The sequence below is a fragment of the Bradyrhizobium sp. CCBAU 45389 genome (assembly GCF_028128625.1).
In the GTDB taxonomy this organism is placed as follows: domain Bacteria; phylum Pseudomonadota; class Alphaproteobacteria; order Rhizobiales; family Xanthobacteraceae; genus Bradyrhizobium; species Bradyrhizobium liaoningense_B.
Map to the genome: position 1 here is coordinate 1 of NZ_LBIY01000066.1, position 16,256 is coordinate 16,256.

12 protein-coding genes, 4 pseudogenes and 1 riboswitch are annotated in these 16,256 nt (G+C 60.2%); of the genes and pseudogenes, 6 read left to right on the forward strand and 10 right to left on the reverse strand.

Annotated features, from left to right (window positions below):
• Nucleotides 1–285: 285 nt before the first annotated feature.
• Both XH79_RS07830 and XH79_RS07835 read right to left on the reverse strand, forming a co-directional pair.
• Nucleotides 286–894, reverse strand: a complete 609-nt coding sequence (locus XH79_RS07830) for a hypothetical protein (RefSeq protein ID WP_271581294.1) — start codon at nt 892–894, stop codon at nt 286–288.
• Nucleotides 895–928: 34 nt separating this feature from the next.
• The gene (locus XH79_RS07835; protein ID WP_271581295.1) at nt 929–1,522 is read right to left on the reverse strand and encodes an HdeD family acid-resistance protein; all 594 of its coding nucleotides are present in this window, start codon (nt 1,520–1,522) and stop codon (nt 929–931) included.
• A gap of 931 nt (nt 1,523–2,453) precedes the next feature.
• Here XH79_RS07835 and XH79_RS07840 point away from each other — a divergent pair.
• The 3 genes from XH79_RS07840 (at nt 2,454) to XH79_RS07850 (ending at nt 5,231) form a co-directional block, all read left to right on the forward strand.
• Nucleotides 2,454–2,957 (forward strand): inclusion body family protein, encoded by a 504-nt coding sequence (locus XH79_RS07840; RefSeq protein WP_271581296.1) that lies wholly within the window; start codon nt 2,454–2,456, stop codon nt 2,955–2,957.
• 276 nt (nt 2,958–3,233) lie between these two features.
• On the forward strand, nt 3,234–3,788 hold the full coding sequence (locus tag XH79_RS07845) for an AidA/PixA family protein (protein WP_271581297.1): 555 nt from the start codon (nt 3,234–3,236) through the stop codon (nt 3,786–3,788).
• A 669-nt stretch (nt 3,789–4,457) separates the two neighbouring features.
• Complete coding sequence (locus tag XH79_RS07850; RefSeq protein WP_271581298.1) at nt 4,458–5,231, forward strand: outer membrane protein; 774 nt, start codon at nt 4,458–4,460, stop codon at nt 5,229–5,231.
• 733 nt (nt 5,232–5,964) lie between these two features.
• Here the strand turns inward: XH79_RS07850 and XH79_RS07855 are convergent.
• The 7 genes and pseudogenes from XH79_RS07855 to XH79_RS07885 form a co-directional block, all read right to left on the reverse strand.
• On the reverse strand, nt 5,965–6,213 hold the full coding sequence (locus tag XH79_RS07855) for a hypothetical protein (RefSeq protein WP_271581299.1): 249 nt from the start codon (nt 6,211–6,213) through the stop codon (nt 5,965–5,967).
• A gap of 296 nt (nt 6,214–6,509) precedes the next feature.
• Complete coding sequence (locus XH79_RS07860) at nt 6,510–7,583, reverse strand: ribonucleotide-diphosphate reductase subunit beta (RefSeq protein ID WP_271581300.1); 1,074 nt, start codon at nt 7,581–7,583, stop codon at nt 6,510–6,512.
• Nucleotides 7,574–9,517: a ribonucleoside-diphosphate reductase subunit alpha gene (locus XH79_RS07865; protein ID WP_271581301.1), complete on the reverse strand. Its 1,944-nt coding sequence runs from the start codon at nt 9,515–9,517 to the stop codon at nt 7,574–7,576. Before XH79_RS07865 ends, XH79_RS07860 begins: the two co-directional genes overlap by 10 nt.
• Before the next feature lie 104 nt (nt 9,518–9,621).
• Nucleotides 9,622–9,791, reverse strand: a riboswitch (cobalamin riboswitch).
• A gap of 125 nt (nt 9,792–9,916) precedes the next feature.
• Nucleotides 9,917–10,063: pseudogene (locus XH79_RS07870) on the reverse strand (transposase); the annotation flags it as partial.
• Between the two features lie 436 nt (nt 10,064–10,499).
• Nucleotides 10,500–11,141, reverse strand: coding sequence for a GNAT family N-acetyltransferase (locus XH79_RS07875; RefSeq protein ID WP_043900134.1), 642 nt, complete (start codon nt 11,139–11,141; stop codon nt 10,500–10,502).
• Between the two features lie 757 nt (nt 11,142–11,898).
• Nucleotides 11,899–12,249, reverse strand: a complete 351-nt coding sequence (locus XH79_RS07880; RefSeq protein ID WP_271581302.1) for a hypothetical protein — start codon at nt 12,247–12,249, stop codon at nt 11,899–11,901.
• Between the two features lie 173 nt (nt 12,250–12,422).
• Nucleotides 12,423–12,653, reverse strand: a pseudogene (locus XH79_RS07885) (ATP-binding protein); the annotation flags it as partial.
• 20 nt (nt 12,654–12,673) lie between these two features.
• On the opposite strand from XH79_RS07885, the gene XH79_RS07890 reads away from it, so the two are divergent.
• Entirely contained in the window at nt 12,674–13,162 is a 489-nt protein-coding gene (locus XH79_RS07890; protein WP_271581303.1) for a hypothetical protein, read from the forward strand.
• Entirely contained in the window at nt 13,156–15,249 is a 2,094-nt protein-coding gene (locus tag XH79_RS43240) for a recombinase family protein (RefSeq protein ID WP_271581304.1), read from the forward strand. The genes XH79_RS07890 and XH79_RS43240 overlap by 7 nt, the downstream gene beginning before the upstream one ends.
• Here the strand turns inward: XH79_RS43240 and XH79_RS43100 are convergent.
• Nucleotides 15,247–15,578: pseudogene (locus XH79_RS43100) on the reverse strand (ATP-binding protein); the annotation flags it as partial. The gene XH79_RS43240 and the pseudogene XH79_RS43100 overlap by 3 nt on opposite strands.
• Before the next feature lie 466 nt (nt 15,579–16,044).
• Between XH79_RS43100 and XH79_RS43245 the strand changes: the two are divergent.
• A pseudogene (locus XH79_RS43245) lies at nt 16,045–16,256 on the forward strand (recombinase family protein); the annotation flags it as partial.

Sequence of the window (16,256 nt, forward strand, 5' to 3'; positions counted from 1 at the left end):
TTGCGCCTATTGTTGGTCTCGCTCTGGCGCTCGCTCAACTGTCTAGCTCAGCTCAATCCGGCTTCTTAACGGTCGACCAAAACATCGTTTGAGACGGAGATCGCAGAGCTTGCGGCGGAAGTAGAGTACGGGCCGTTTCTGACCGCATAGTGCTCTGGCAATCATCTGCTTAGCTGGCGTCGCCAGCTTCTCGACAGAGCGTTCGATGATCGCGGTCTCGATTCGCCCGTGAAGAATTCGGAAGCGATTGATCTGTCGCTGTGATTTGGCGTGAGTATATTCGATTCAGTAAAGGTAGGCGTGGGCCAAGCCGCTTGCCACAGCGTTATCGGTGAACTGAACTACCGCACTCGTGACAGGCTGACTGGAGACATAGAAACCGTGAGCTTCATATCCAAGTATGAGATTGTTGCCGAGCGAGAAGTTCGTTAGCGCAGCAGCGTTAATCTTCTGACTTTTCCAATTAGCTGCAATAGTGATCTCCGTTGAGAAATCTGCGTCTTGTCCCCAACCCACTCGGCCAAGATAGATGCCGGAATTGTCCCATTCACCTGCGCTGGCGTGACCGCTCATCAGGACGTAGCTTTGACAGCTTCCCGCGTCACCGTTGATTCTCAATACCAGACGATGGTCTTTGCCCTGTGATGAGATATGGCCACTCGCGTAGATCTTGATAAAACCATCTGAAACGGATGCGAATTTGATATCAAAAGTGGAAACGCTGCCGAATTCCTTAGTCACGGCCTTTGTATTGCTCAGCACTTCTTGCGCGCGAAGGCCGTCCCACGTCAGTAGAGTTGCGAACAGAAGTAAGGGGAAGATTGCGCGATGATGTTTCGCAAATGCAGTCTCAGCGGGTGAGGCTGCACGCTCCAAGCTGTTATTTTCGTGCATGTCTTTCTCCTTCGAAACCAAGGGCGCCCGGCAATTACGTCGACGATCGTGACTTCACGATGGGACTGCGGCGTAGGCCGAAGCTGACTCCAATCCAGCTCGCGCCCGCCACGATGAGATCGGCGCCGAGAAACAGGCCCAGAATATAAACACTGTTTATCGGCCAACGCGCTAAGATCAACGATCCAATCAGCAGAGTAATGACGCCGGATATCGCCAGCCAGGACCGGGGCGTTGCGCGTTTGATGCTGAACGCCAGGATCAGGCGCATGATGCCGGCGGCGACCAGCGATGCGCCGAGCGCCAGCGTAAGCAGCACAGCGGCGAGCGTAGGATTATCAAATGTCACAAGCCCCGCGACGATGTAGAGCGCACCCAAAAGAGCACATAGCAGGAACTTGCCCCAGGTCTTAACCTGGAAAGCATTGATCGTTTCGGCAACGCCGGCGACGATCATCATCACGCCAACTAGCACCACACTCGCCACCGTCGCGAGCGCAACGCTACCAAGCGCCACGAAGCCAGTGATCAGATAAACTACGCCGAGGGCGAAAACCCAACCCCACTTCGTTAGCGAAGCGGTGCCCGGACTAGCTCGAAGCCGCGCGATATCAGACGAACTTGTCATGGAGGTCTCCGGTGCCAAAGCTGCGCCGCAGCATGGCGCGCCTAGCCATCGCTTTGTTGCGATTAGGGTTGAGCTTGCGGGTCGTTGCGAGCAGCCGACTCAGTGTGCCCATCAATCTATATGCTCGCCTGCTGGGTGCCATCCGCATCGTGACCTCCTCTCTTCGGGCTTGGACCGCATCCCGGGACGCGGGAGGACCACATACTAAGCCCGGCGAGGCGGTGTCGTAGGCCGAGCAATTGGCGTGCCACGTTTTGCGAGCCGCGCGTCGAGAGCGAACTAGCTTCTTCGTGACGCGATCGTGAAATCGCGGCCGTTTGTGGCAGCTTGCCGCCAAACGTCTTAAGTCCGACGCGCAGGAACGCGACAACATAAACATCTTGCGCGTGGCGGCGATTGGCCTAACTGCATTCTCGAGGGGGTGGTATGCGCGCCCACACGACGGAGTTGGACAAACACGAAGACCGAAAGCTGTCATCCATCCGATACATTACCCTCCTCGGAGCCACTGGTTACAGTACTCCCATGGCTGAGCGCTCCAGAATCGAGATGGGGAGTGACGACGCCCTCGATATCGTGAGGCTTCTGCCCGTGTTGCATAGTGCCTGTGGTGAACGAGCCCCCTATCGAGTGCGGGAAAGAGGAAACAGTTGTGGGCCGGATGGCTGATTGCTCTCGGGAAATTATCGCGGTCCGCATTGCAAATGCAGGTCTCCTGCAATGCGCGCGGCCTGAGGAGAAATCATCCTATGATCACGCGAATGGGCCGCTCACGAAAGCTCAAGCCTACTCGGCGGCCGCAGCCAAATCCTGATGAACCGGTCGAAGCAGCGCAATCCAACAAACGGCGTTATCAGCCATCGCAATGGTCTACGGCGATGGGTTGAGCTCGGCGAAAGCCGAACATTCCTCTTTGCAATGGAGAAGCATCATGTCCAGAGTCACAGACGTTCTTGTTGCCTTTGATACGGAATCCATTCTTCAGAAGTACTCGAATCCGAGCAAAAGACCGGACAGCCCCACTCTCATTGATTTCCGCCATGTCTACATGCTCACAAATCAGGACAACGTGATCAGTGGGCAAGCGGGCGGCGAGCTCGACCTGAAGGCCCAGGTCGGGGATTTGATTCGTTGGCGCGAGACCAGCCTCTCCCTTGGATTCGAGAAGTCAGTGATCTTCTACCGCTTCATCGGAAACGTAGGGAACGAGCTGATCTCGACGCCGACCCCGCGGAAGGCGGAGGCCTCGTTCGCGCATCCCAATCCTAGCAATCCGTCCGTGCCGACATGTCAGACGATCGCCAATTACTATTGGTCCTCGGAAACTTTGGCTATCGGACGAGTTACCTACCATTTCAACTTCATGGTCGTCGATCGCAATTGCAGCGCGCTGGGATACTTTTCGTGGGATCCGTTCATCAGCATCCACAATTGATGCGGATGATCATCAAGGCGTCGAAGGAACCGCGCAGCGGGGAACGGCCATGATCCCAACCACCCTCGACTCCGAGGTGGCATGATATGGTCCGGAGGCGTGCCGACCTCACCCGTCGTCCCTGGCGGATCGGCCTTCTCGACAGCTGTCGCTTTTTTCGCGTCGCTCTCGAATGGGACCGATCCGCCGTCAGCACCATCCAGTTCGGTCGGCCCAAGCACTTGGCAAGCTCCGCGGTTGCCGAGCATCCCACGGTCGGGAGAAAGGGAAACAGCAATGGCCAAAGACAGACCCTCAACCAAGAGCCAGCGCTCCGAGTCTCACGTTGCCGTTCTCATCATCGTCGACGCCGAGACGCTGCTGTCACGGTATCCGAATGTCAGTCTCTCGCCCGATGCGCCCGTACGCGTCGACAGTGAGCATCTCTATGTCCTGGCCGCGCGCGATGGCGGGCCACTCGGGAGCAATGACGGCCATCTCGATCTGGCCGTCAGGCCTGGCGTCCATCTGCGCATCCGTGGAAATGCCCTGGCCTTGAGAGGAGAGCATATCGTCGTGTTTTATGGGATCGCGCAGGAACACGCTGATGTCCTTTCCCCCTTTGAGCTTGTCCAGCGCCGAGCCTTGACCGTCGCGACGCCCAACTTCGAGAATTTGTTGCAGCCGGGCAACCAAAGCATCGACGACCATTTCTGGCAGAGCCAAGTGCTGGCCGATGGCGTGGCGGCTTGCGATCTGAACTTCATGGTCTTGAACAAGGCCTGCTTGGTGCTGGGATACTTCCGATGGCGTCTCCAGATCAACATCTCGGGTCTCAGGGAGGTGCCGTAGTCGGCCGCTCCGAGCGCGGTCGTTCAATCCCGAACTCGGCTGGGAGTTCTGTGAGAGCTCCTGGAATAGCCAGTTCTCGGGATGTCGCTCGGCCCGTTTCGCAGCTCAAATTTCATGTATCGACGAGGGTACAGCCCGTGATCGAGAAGGCCAGCCGCAGCAAGAAATTCTGGACTCTTAACTCGATGCGGCGCCGCCGAGCCTTATCGCCGGCCCCTACACACGCCTCCGTCTTACTGCGGATGCATCGTCCGCCCGGAACGAAGTGGAGGAATGCGGCTCGTCCGTCGAAGCTTCGCCGTAAGCGGGAACACTTGCATCCAATGGCCGACGAACGGTCGATACGGCCGGAACGAGGACACGCGGAGCAGCTGCAATCAGGAAACTGACTCGCTGTCGAGGCTGACTCTTGTCATGCTGATGTGCTCGAAGGGCGCGCAGGAGGGGTAACCGCGATTAGACATTTTCGGGTCATGCCACTTAATCAACAGTCGGCGGACAGCATCCGCGACCGACCCGACATGCACTTTGCCCATCGACCGGCCGCTCAGGCGGCGCTTGCGACCCCGTCAACTACCAACCCTTGCAGTTGATGGAGGTGGCGGAAACGTGCCAATCGTCGTCAATACCCCGTCGGGGGCGTCGAATTCGAAACTGGGGTTCAGAAGAATGAAAAAATTGCTGGCGGGCACCGTAGCCCTCATCGCGCTGGCCGCGCCTGTCGCAGCCGCTGATCTGGCTGCGCGCTCCTACGTCAAAGCGCCTCCGGTGGTCATTCCGATCTATGATTGGAGCGGCTTCTACGTCGGCATCAATGGCGGTGGCGGCTCTGCGCATCAGTGCTGGGACGTGGTCAACGCCGGCGGCGTGGTCGTCGCTCCGCCCGTTGGCATGGGGTGCCATCATGCGACGGGAGGCACGGTCGGCGGTCAAATCGGCTACCGCTGGCAAATAGCGAACTCGGTGTTCGGTCTGGAGGCGCAGGGCAATTGGGCCGATTTCAAGGGCTCCAACGCGAACCTTGCTTTCGCAGGCGTCCGGGATGACTCCACGCTTGATGCATTCGGCCTGTTCACGGGCCAAGTCGGCTATGCCTGGAATAACGTGCTGCTCTATGTAAGAGGTGGGGCTGCAGTCGTCCGTGACAAATACCGGGTCTCCGATTTTGCGACCGGGCTCACTATCGACAACGGCAGCGAAACTCGTTGGGGCGGCACGGTAGGGGCGGGCCTTGAATTTGGCTTTGCTCCGAACTGGTCCATCGGCGTTGAATACGACCACCTGTTCATGGGTCGTCGGGATGTGGATTTCTTTTTTTCACCCGGACTCGTGGGTGTTCCGGTGGGCACTTTTGCAGGGACTGCCCGTATCGGTCAGGACGTCGATATCGGCTTGGTCCGTGTGAACTACCGGTGGGGTGGCGTGATCGCCACGACCTATTGATCGATCTTCGCCAAAATGACGCGGGTTCGCACCAATATCCTGAGCCGCATCGCGGCATAGAAACCTTGGCAACAGGGACTCGCATCAATGGCGCTATCGGCTTCTTGTCGGTACATCGGCTCGAGCTGGTTAGGCGTGGTTCAAAGGAATCTGGCTGATCTGGTTATGACGCAGCGCCACGGCGAAGATCGCGGCGAACTCAAGCGTGCTGCCGTGGTCGAACGCCAGCCGCTTAGTGGCTGGCTGCGCCGATTTCCCGGCCCCGTGCCTCCACCTGCATCACCGTCGGCTTTCCGGCCGTCGGAGAATGATGAGGCAAAAAATAGTTTTGTCGACCGTCGTAGTTAACCCGGCCCTCGCTTAGGGAGACACAGGTCATCGATTACAATCGTTCCGGTCGGCCGCAGCACGCTCATCGCACAGGCAGCGCACTGAAATGCGAGCCGGGCGCACCTTCGTGCTACGACTTGGTCGACCAGGTCGAGGCCGCACTGGCCACCTCGGACGAAAGGCCGACGAGCGGTCGAAGCGGCGCTCGTGCGAGGGTGGGACATAACGTCGACGACGTGATGGCTTGCGTCATCGTCGCTGTCGATCTCTGCGCCCGATCAGCCTGCCGAACCCCCGCTGGCGCGGATCAATTGGGAGCGCCTCGGAGAGCGGATGCAAAATCTCGAGAGGTGGATCGGCAGCGCTGAAGCGGAACTCTTGTGTTAGGGCAGAAACGCGGCTGTCATCCGAGCCGCATTGCCAGCGTCTGCTCGTAGTAGATCACCTCCGCGAAGCCACGGCCGAGGAAGACCGCCAGTGGGTCGGCGACGAAATCAAGCGCGAAGGGGGATGAAGAACAAATCGGTTTGCCTGATCCGACCGGGCTGCAATGAAGATGCCCCGCTTTGACAGGGTTGCCCCTCTTTACAACTTCCGATTGCGTGATAGTAATCCCCTCTAGCCCTACGAGGGGGGCGGCCGTGGCGATCATTGAGAACATTCGTCTGCTCAAGGGCGTAGCCGTGTTGCGCTGATTGACTTCATGAAGGTGGTTGACGAGACCCACCTCACCGACCTGCGGAAATACTGTAAACCCTAGCCGCCATCAGCAATGGGGCGCATGTACCGGCTTAACCCAACAAACCATCTGTGTGTCCGGTTTTGTCGCGCTGCAATCAAGACGCCACGATGAGGAGGTCCGGTTGTATGCCTTTGTCATGCTGGCGGGTGACGGCGACGACTACCGGCGCCTGCCGCTGTCAATGCCGCTAGCATGAATAAAATGGGCTAGATACGGCCGAAAGTCGCCCACACCCCGTCTTCGCCGTCCCAGCTGCCGCGGCTCGCCGCCTTGGAGTACTCCGTGGCGCGCTGCTCGAAGAAATTGGCGTGCTCGACGCCATTGAGAATCTCGACGAGCCACGGCAGCGGATGCGCCTTGAGCTGGGTGAACCCGCCCTCCTTCGCCTCGAAGAAGCCGAAGACCGGGGCAATCCGGAGTTGGGCCAGTCGCCAGTCGGCGACGTAGCGGACGTAGGCGTGGATATGCTCAGGCAGCATGCCCTCGATCTTGCCAAGGCCGAAGGCGAGCTCGACGAAGTTCTCCTCCAGCTTCACCATGGTCTTGGCTACGTCGACAATGTCGTCGCGGACGGGGCGCGTCACCGCGCCGGTTTCGCGGTGCCATTCGTGAAATAGCTTGATGATGCCCTCGCAGTGGAGACTCTCGTCGCGCACTGACCAGCTTACGATCTGTCCCATGCCGTTCATTTTGTTGTGGCGTGGGAAGTTGAGCAGCATGGCGAAGCTGGCGAACAAGGCCATGCCTTCGGTGAAGGCGCCGAACATCGCCAGGGTACGGGCGACATCCGCCACGCTGTCGACGCCGAACTCGTGCATGTAGTCCGCCTTGGCGCGCATCTGTGCATAGCCGCGGAATGCCTCGAACTCGGTCTTAGGCATACCGAGCGTCTTGAGCAGCAGGGCATAGGCGTCGATATGAACCGTCTCCATGTTAGTGAAAGCGGCCATCATCATCTGGACGGTGAGTGGCTGGAAGATCGGAATGTACCGCTTGAAATAGTTGTCGCCGACCTCGATGTCCGACTGAGTGAAGAAACGGAAGATCTGGGTGAGCAGCGCGCGCTCGCTGTCGGTGACGCGGTCCGAAGCCCAGTCGTTGAGGTCGGCGCCGAGCGGCACCTCCTCGCCCATCCAGTGGGTCTGCTGCTGGCGCTTCCAGAACTCGTAAGCCCAGGCATAGCGATCGACGTCGTAGCTGCCGGCCGAGTCAAGGAGGCCGACGCGTCCCTTGCCGATCAACGTGCGCGGATCGGCGCGCGACAGATCGATCACTGACATGCGAGGCACTCCTCATAGTCGGTGCGCTGCCGCGCCGGCTGCTGCGTCGGCGTTGCATCCCCGGCAATCTTGCCGGCGAACGCCGCGCGCGAGATCGACTTTGATCGACAGTAGTAGAGGCTCTTCACCCCACGCTTCCACGCCGTCCAGTGCAGCATGTGGAGGTCCCACTTATCGACGTCGGCCGGCAGATAGAGGTTGATCGACTGGCTCTGGCAAATCAACGCGGCGCGGTCGGCGGCAAGCTCGACGATCCAGCGCTGGTCGATCTCGAAGGCGGTGCGAAAGATCGCTTTCTCGTGCTCCGACAGGATGTCGAGATGGGCGACCGATCCGTCGTGCGCGATGATCGACTCCCAGGTCGCCGAGGTGTCGGCGCCTTTCGCGGCCAGCACCTTAGCGAGGTGCGGATTGCGCACCGAGATGGCGCCGGATAGCGTCTTGTGGGTGTAGATGTTGGCCGGGATCGGCTCAGTGCAGGCGCTGGTGCCGCCGCAGATGATGCTGATCGAGGCGGTCGGCGCGATTGCGATCTTGTGGCTGAAGCGCGCCATCACGCCGCGTTCCAGGGCATCCGGGCACGGGCCACGCTCGCGAGCGAGCGCCACGGATGCCGCATCGGCATCGCGACGGAGTTTTCGGAACATGTTCAGATTGAATGACTTGGCCAGGGTACCCTCCATTGGAATGCCCTTGGCCTGGAGAAACGAGTGGAAGCCCATGACGCCGAGGCCAACGGAGCGCTCGCGCAGGGCGGCGTAGCGGGCACGCTTCATTCCGTCCGGCGCCACCGTGATGAAGTGCGTGAGCACGTTGTCTAGGAAGCGCATGACGTCCTCGATGAAGCCGGGCTCCTCATTCCACTGGTCCCAGGTCTCGAGGTTGAGCGACGACAGGCAGCACACCGCGGTGCGCTCCTCGCCGCGATGATCGATGCCGGTCGACAGGGTAATCTCGCTGCACAGGTTGGAGGTCGAGACCTTGAGGCCGAGCTCGCGCTGGTGCTTGGGGAGCGCACGGTTCACGGTGTCGATGAACAAGAGATAAGGCTCGCCGGTCTGCAGCCGGTTCTCAAGGATGCGTTGCCACAGCTGGCGGGCATCGATCTCGCGGACGACCTCGTTAGTCTTCGGGCTGCGCAGAGCGAATGCGGTGCCGGCGCCCACGGCACACATGAACTCGTCGGTGACGTTGATGCCGTGATGTAGGTTGAGGCTCTTGCGGTTGAAGTCACCAGACGCCTTGCGGATCTCGAGGAACTCCTCGATCTCGGGATGGTGGATATCGAGATAGACCGCCGCCGAGCCGCGCCGCAACGAGCCCTGGCTGATCGCCAGCGTGAGGCCGTCCGTGACGTGGATGAACGGGATGATGCCCGAGGTGACGCCGCCCCTCGCCTTCTCGCCGATTGAGCGAACATTACCCCAGTAGGTGCCGATGCCGCCGCCATTGGAAGCAAGCCAGACGTTCTCGTTCCAGGTGCCGACGATGCCTTCGAGCGAGTCCGACACTGAGTTAAGGAAGCACGAGATCGGAAGGCCGCGCGTCGTGCCGCCGTTGGAGAGCACCGGTGTGGCCGGCATGAACCACAGCCGAGACATCGCATCATATAGACGTTGGGCATGCGCAACATTGTCCGCGAAGGCGCAAGACACTCGGGCGAACATGTCCTGGAGGCCTTCGCCGGCGAGCAGATAGCGGTCGGTCAGCGTCAGCCTACCAAACGAGGTCAGCAGGTCGTCGCGCGACCGATCGAGCGAAAGGTCAGACGGAGTTGGCGATCGCGCGGGGGGCCTCGGCAGGGGAGCCGGCAATGCTGGGGGCTGCACAAGACACAGTTCAGGTGTGGTAGGCTTTGCCTGCGCTGGGGGCTGCCGCACACTCGGCAGCTCAATGAGATGACCATACTGATCGAAATCGTAAGACGCCGACATCGGCAACCCCGTGATATTTGGGGGCTGGGACCGTGCGGACGACTTGCGAGGAGACCGGGCCAATGTCCCCGGCTGCAAGCGACCCACCGGGCACCCCGCCCGAGGACATGGGTTCTGTCGCGGTAGGTTTCCTGGCTCGCGGGTCGCTGCGGCTGTCGGCCTTCCCAGCGCTGTCGCGCTAATGCCTCGGAATAGCCGCTGCCGACGCAATGGGTTCCCCCTAACTCCGTGCCACCATATATGCGAATTGAAAACCACGACGACACCACATATAGAAGCCGTTGCCCAGACTCGTCAAGACGGCACAGTCAAGTTAACCAGTTGGAGCAGCCCCGAGGTCGAGGTTCGAAATTCGCCGAGCGCCTGTCCTGAGAGCCTCACTCAAAAAGCATAGATGTCTCAAGGCCTGGCCAATCGGCGAGTTAGGAGCCTCAGATGGGCGACGAGCGGCCAGGCGAGCTCGGTAGCGGCGGAACCTTCGAAGTCTTTGCAGAGATGCCCACATCTGCCGAGCCACGCAAAGGTGCGCTCGACGACCCAGCGCCTGCGATCGGCCAAGATGTGCTCAAGCCTTTGGAAGTGGCGTCGCAAATTCTCCAACAGGGGAACAGCAACCCTGGACATCCTGAATGTTGGCATCGATCGGTTCGCGGTCCGCGAATTGAGTTGGGCCGGATCGGGTTTCGGTAGCCATACGCGTCTCGCCATTCATCGCTTTCTGTGGCCCTTAGATCAGAAATTGTCTGGAGCCCGACCGCAATCGATGCAGCCGCCCGTGGCAATGTCCCACGCTTAGTGGATTTGACCCCGCCAGCTCTCACATCAGACGTGCCAACTTTGCCGAAGAGGCGATTCGTATGCTTTTCGCAGGCCGGGCGAGCCGTCTCACGTGCTCAGTTGTCTGGCCGCGAACATAAGCCGTCCTGACCGAACGCGGTCATGTCAGGTTATTGGCAATCAATCCTAACGGGATGAGGCGGAGCTATGCTTGAGTCTGGGTGACGAGCCGATCCGGCGGCGCGGCCTTGCTGGGTCGGAATGAAGCCGTTCGCAACATTGGCGTGAGCGGCGGCGAAGAACCGTGTTGTATCTCACCAACGACCTTGAAGCCGTGACGTTGGTAAAAGGGAATGTTTTCAGGGTTCGAGCTTTCGAGGTAGGCAACAATGCCGTCCTCATCGCATCGTTGAAGGGCGTAGTTCATCAGCAACGTGCCAAGCCCTTTTCCGACCCAGTTCGGATCGACGGCAATGAGTGGCAGATACCAATGTGGCTCGTGGGGACGATGTTCGGCCATTCTCCGCCGCAAGTGTGCCATATCCTCGGTAATCTCCGGGCGCAGGGATAGCGCCATGATTGCATCCAATGCCTCCTCATCTTGCTGCACGTTGGGAGGCAGCCACAGGGCCGCGCCACGAATCTCTCCCGCGACGTAGGCTGTGCCATGTGCAAATGCTCGGCCCCCACAGGCGTCAATGAACTGAGGCATGCTCCTAAGGTATTGCCTTGGGTCAGGCCAACTCCAACGCATCAACGGATCCGCGGCAAAGCCGAGCACAATGGTCCAGACAGTGCTTGCACGAATGTTTGCGTTCGCAGATCTGATATCTGATTCCTCTGTCATGATGTCGTTTTCGGGGCTCTGTTTTGGCATTGGCCTTCCAAGGAGGAGCATGGCATCGACGCGTCTGACGGTGAGCGGAATGGATGCACCGACGGGGACCCGCCGGGTGCATTTGGTTTCCCTTCCGAGATCTCCGCCTGTCTCAGACGGCTGACGTTGACGGCCACTTCGGACGAAGGCTCCTTGGTCGGCAATGCTTGGATCTACATATTCCTGGCGGGCTTCTGCGCTTCCACGCCCTATCTGGAACCCGCCCCGCCCTTCCCAAAGGAAGCTCCGACGTTCTCAAGGTCGACACGGTTCGGCAGCCTGCAACCGTCCGCGAAGGGAATGACATGAGGACGCCTTTGAGATTGCAAGTGCGAAGAAGTCAGGGCATGGCGAACATCGGGCGATGGCTGCCTGAACCGGGCTCCGGCACGAGCAAACAGCTAGCCAAGTGTCGCGCGTCGAGGTCCAGACTAGGCAAGGAATCATCACCTCGTCTCGTATTGAGCGGTTCTCGTAAGTTTCTTGGTCAAAACACATGCTAAGTGCGAAACCTCCATTGCCAACGTCGTGTCCGCGGTCACCGGCAGAGAGAGCTTTCGTCTGCGAGACTCATATGCGTAGTACAGCAGCTTTCCAATTATCGCATGTTGTCCGCGCTCCTTGATGTTCTTGTGTCCAACAGCTCTCGGCGCATCATCGCCGCGATTCGCGATTGTCGGATCAAGGCAACGCGACTGGATACCAAGACGCTGCCGCCGTCGACCTACTAAACAACGCAACTTGGGATCGCGCGAGAGCTTTCGTGCCTTGATTGATCGTCAGGCGTGTCGATCGCTCGCACAACGGCGTTAGCGCTATCGAGCGAAAACGTTGCTGTCGTGCCGTCGTCGAAGTTGACGCCCAGGTCAGTTGTATCCGCCGCGATCCTTGCCATAGTGGGAAAGACAGCAGGCTGGCGTAGTTGCGCGAGTAATTCTCGTAAAAGAGGTTTTTGGCCACAAGCGTTGATGGCTTCATAGGTCTTGTTCCAACTCACTCCCTGATCGGAACGGTTTGGAAGATTTCTTGGCGCTGGTATGCTTGCCACACCAGGTCCGAGATCCACGTGGTGAGTCATGTTGTTTCGTTCTGTCTTGGAAAACTGTAGTCGCCGGGGCAGCATATCAGAAGGCAATGTAGCGAAGACCTCCCCAGAATGGGTAGGGATCTATCCGCCCTTGATGCTGAGTTGGCCCGGGTTCAACCTTGAGCATAGTCTATCGAACGCCATCCGGAACTGCCCCCTTTTCGTCATGAAGAACTGCCCCCACCATCGGACGTTTGATGGTCGCTTCCGCCGGTGACGGGACGGAGGGAGGCGGAGCCGACCGGACGGCCGTCACCGGCGGTCGGCGGTTTGATGAGGCCACTCTTGGCGCGGAGTCGGTAGCTGTCGCCGCGGATCGTCAGCACGTGGCTGTGGTGCAGGAGCCGGTCGAGGATCGCGGTGGCGACCACGGGATCGCCGAACACGGCAGAGTACCTCTATTTTGGAACGGGTCGTGTCTCACGTCACGATCACCGACCCGCATCATTTTTTGTTCGGGCACAGGCTTGAGGTGCTGAAGGAGCGGTCGGGGCGCGGTCCCGCCTACGTCGTTGTCGCGCTGCCGGACGGACGGCGGCGGGGGGTTCGGATCGCGTCGACGGACCTTGCCGAGACGTCGATCGCTTCCCGCCCGAACGCGGCCGATCTGCCGCGCATCAGTGTACGCACGCTGATCCCATTGATGCAACATTTGAGAGCGAGTCTGAGCCTTCTCGACGAGAAGGTGATTCGCGATGACCCACCGACCACTCCCGGGTCGTGTTGCGTATCGACCCCTGCCAACGTTGGCAAATCCACCCGGCCGTCCGACGGCCGACATTCCGCGCCTGTGGCCGAATCTGTCGACCGCGACGCAAACCCAGATTGCTCAAACGATCGCCGCGCTGATGCGGCGAATGCAGGCGATCCCCGGCACGCCCGCAAGGGGACTGGGTCGTGCTGATCAGTTCGACCGTCGCTGACGAGCGGCTCACGACCGCACACCGGGCCAAGTTGGCCTATGTCTACGTGCGGCAGTCATCCGTGAACCAGGTGCGCCAGCATCAGGAGAGCACGGAGCTGCAGTACCGCCTCGTCGATCGCGCCATCGGTCTGGGCTGGCCGCCTGAGCGCGTCCAGGTGATTGACGAGGATCTGGGCAAATCCGGTGCTGGCGGCGTGGATCGTCATGGTTTCCAGAAGCTCATTGCCGAGATCGGCCTTGGCAACGCCGGTCTGGTGGTGAGCCTCGACGCTTCTCGCCTCGCCCGCAATAACCGGGACTGGCATCAGCTTCTCGAACTGTGCTCGGTGTTCGGCGTGGTCATTGCGGATGGCGAACGGCTTTACGATCCGCGCGGCTATCACGACCGCCTGCTGCTGGGCTTGTCCGGCATCATGAGCGAGGCGGAGTTGCATCAGCTTCGGATGCGCCTTCACCAAGGCGAACGCCAGAAGGCGGCGCGGGGCGAACTGCGGCTGCCGCTGCCAGGCGGGCTCGCCTATGATCGAGCGGGCACAATTGTTCTCAATCCTGATGAGGAGGTGCAGGCCCGTCTTCATCTCGTGTTTGCCAAATTCCGGGAACTGCAAAGCGCTCGCCGTGTGATACGGTACCTGGACCGGAACGGATTGTCCTTGCCGGTTCGACCGCTGCTTGGACCATCTCCACACGAGATCGTCTGGCGTGCGCCAGATAGTGCACGCGTCCTTAATATCCTTCAGAATCCGGCCTACGCTGGGGCGTATGTTTATGGCCGCCGGCAAAAGGATCCGAGCCGATGCCGGCCGGGATCGCTGACGGGAACGGTCAAGGTAGCGATCGGCGATTGGGCGGTTTGCCTCCACGCCGCTCACCCAGGCTATATCAGCTGGGAGGAGTTCATGGCCAACCAGGGGCGACTGGCAGATAACGTCTGCCGCTATGAGGCAGGACATTCTGGCGTACCGCGCAAGGGGGCAGCCCTGTTACAGGGAATTGCGGTCTGCGGTCGTTGTGGACGGCGCATGAGCATGCGCTACACGGGCCCGAATGCCGACTATCCGGTCTATTGCTGCCGCTCGGATCGGGACCAGCAAGGCAGTGCAATGTGCCAGGAAATCCGAGCCTTGGCGGTTGACACGCTGGTTGAGCGGATAGTCCTTGATGCCCTGGTGCCGGATCAGATTGAGATCGCACTCGCAGCCGCGGGCCAACTGGAGCAGGAGAGCCGCCAGCTCGAGCGCCAGTGGGCGCTTCGGGTGGAGCGCGCCCGCTACGAGGCCGAGCGCGCTCGGCGCCAGTATGACGCCGTAGAGCCCGAGAACCGTCTTGTGGCGCGCTCACTTGAGCGGGCTTGGGAAGAGAGGCTGCGTGTCGTCGAGGCGGTCGAGCAGGAGCATGCGCGTTGGCGCGTGCAAGAGCCGCTTCTGATTGGTCCGACGGAATGCGCAGGGCTACAAGCGCTCGGCGAGAATCTGCCGCGGATTTGGAACGCGGCCACCACGTCGGCAGCCGATCGCAAGCGCATTCTGCGATTTGTGATCCGCCTTGATCAGAAGCGGACCCGAGGTCAGGTATGGTTCAAGATCGTGTGGCGGACCGGTGCAACCAGCGAGCATCACGTGCAACGGCATGTTCACACCTACCGCGATTACATCGACGTTGATCGATTGCGGCAACGGATCGTCGAGTTGAACGCTGAACACAAAATGGACGGCGAGATCGCGGCAATACTCAATCAGGAAGGCTTCGTCGCGGCCCGAGGCTGCCCCTTCAAAGGCGAGAATGTCTGGCTGTTGCGGACCCGCTGGGGCATTCCCACCGTCAAGATCAACGGCGTGGACAAGAATTCGATGCGTTGGCCCGACGGTAGTTTCTCAATTCAGGGCGCAGCGGCTCGGCTCGGCGTAACCCCGCAAACGGTGTTCGACTATCTCGCGCGGGGATTGTTGGTAGGTCGTCAGTTAGCCAAAGGCCAGCCATGGCAGATCGAGCTCTCAGACGACCAAATCCGTCAGCTTGGTAATCGAGTACGACGCACCAAGCGTTCGAGGAAGGAGGCATCATGAAATCATCGGCTCGGCAAACACGGTGCCCCATTCGGCAACGCTGCGGTTCGACGTGATCAGCATGGCGCCGGTTTCGTAACGGCGACTGACCAGCCGGAAGAACAGATGCGCAGCGTCGGGTTCAGGGGCAGGTAGTCGAGTTCGTCGACGATTAGTAGCTTTGGCTTCGACAGCGCGAGCAGTTTTTCGTCCAGATGCCGCTCGCCGTGCGCCTTGGCGAGGCCCGCGACCAGCGTCTTTGCCGTGGTGAACTGCACCGTGTACCCGGCCAGGATCGCCTCTCGCCCGAGAGCAATCGACAGGTGCGTCTTGCCGACGCCTGGCGGACCAGCGTCATAATGCCGGGTGTCTGGGATCTGAGCTGGAGATCCTTTACCCGTTCCATCCGCGCTGCGGAGCGTCAGTCGTCATTGTCTCCTGCAAGCGGCTTGGGGGTGAGACGCATTTTGTTATCAGACAACCTGACGCCACCGCAACGCTGCTGCCGGCATGGATGGCGGCTCCCGCCGCCGCTTCCTTCCATCTCAAAGCTGATCCGCAGCTTCCGGTGGATCGTCTACTGGAGGCGCGTCTTGTTGTCGACGCGCTCTTAGCCTCCTCTTCCAGGGAATCGTCCAACTCGCGAGGAGGCCGTCATGGCGGACGCATCACGTCGTCAGGGGGATCTGCTTGAGAGCCATCCGACATACAGCAGCATTCCAATCGAAGCCCAACAGCAAATGCTGGAGCTGTTATGACCGAAGCGCTCACCGACAGCGCAGTCGAGGCACATGACGTGAAACCGGGAGGACGGCGGTGAGCAATATCACGCCTGAGCACCTTGCTCGCCGGGCCGTCGTCTACGTTCGCCAGTCGACGGCAGACCAGGTCATCAACAACCGCGAGAGCGAGCGCCGCTAGTACGGCTTGGCCGACCTTGCCCGGCAGCTGGGCTGGAGCGAGGTGGCCGTAATCGACGACGAACTCGGTCGCTCTGGTGGCGGCACCGCGCGTCCCGGTTTCGAGAA

Bases quoted from the DNA above. Each gene is read 5' to 3' on its own strand.
- XH79_RS07835 (WP_271581295.1), bottom strand. From the start codon at position 1,522: ATGACAAGTTCGTCTGATATCGCGCGGCTTCGAGCTAGTCCGGGCACC.
- XH79_RS07865 (WP_271581301.1), bottom strand. From the start codon at position 9,517: ATGTCGGCGTCTTACGATTTCGATCAGTATGGTCATCTCATTGAGCTG.
- XH79_RS07855 (WP_271581299.1), bottom strand. From the start codon at position 6,213: ATGATCGCCACGGCCGCCCCCCTCGTAGGGCTAGAGGGGATTACTATC.
- XH79_RS07845 (WP_271581297.1), top strand. From the start codon at position 3,234: ATGGCCAAAGACAGACCCTCAACCAAGAGCCAGCGCTCCGAGTCTCAC.
- XH79_RS07850 (WP_271581298.1), top strand. From the start codon at position 4,458: ATGAAAAAATTGCTGGCGGGCACCGTAGCCCTCATCGCGCTGGCCGCG.
- XH79_RS07830 (WP_271581294.1), bottom strand. From the start codon at position 894: ATGCACGAAAATAACAGCTTGGAGCGTGCAGCCTCACCCGCTGAGACT.
- XH79_RS07860 (WP_271581300.1), bottom strand. From the start codon at position 7,583: ATGTCAGTGATCGATCTGTCGCGCGCCGATCCGCGCACGTTGATCGGC.
- XH79_RS07875 (WP_043900134.1), bottom strand. From the start codon at position 11,141: ATGACAGAGGAATCAGATATCAGATCTGCGAACGCAAACATTCGTGCA.
- XH79_RS07880 (WP_271581302.1), bottom strand. From the start codon at position 12,249: ATGACTCACCACGTGGATCTCGGACCTGGTGTGGCAAGCATACCAGCG.
- XH79_RS07840 (WP_271581296.1), top strand. From the start codon at position 2,454: ATGTCCAGAGTCACAGACGTTCTTGTTGCCTTTGATACGGAATCCATT.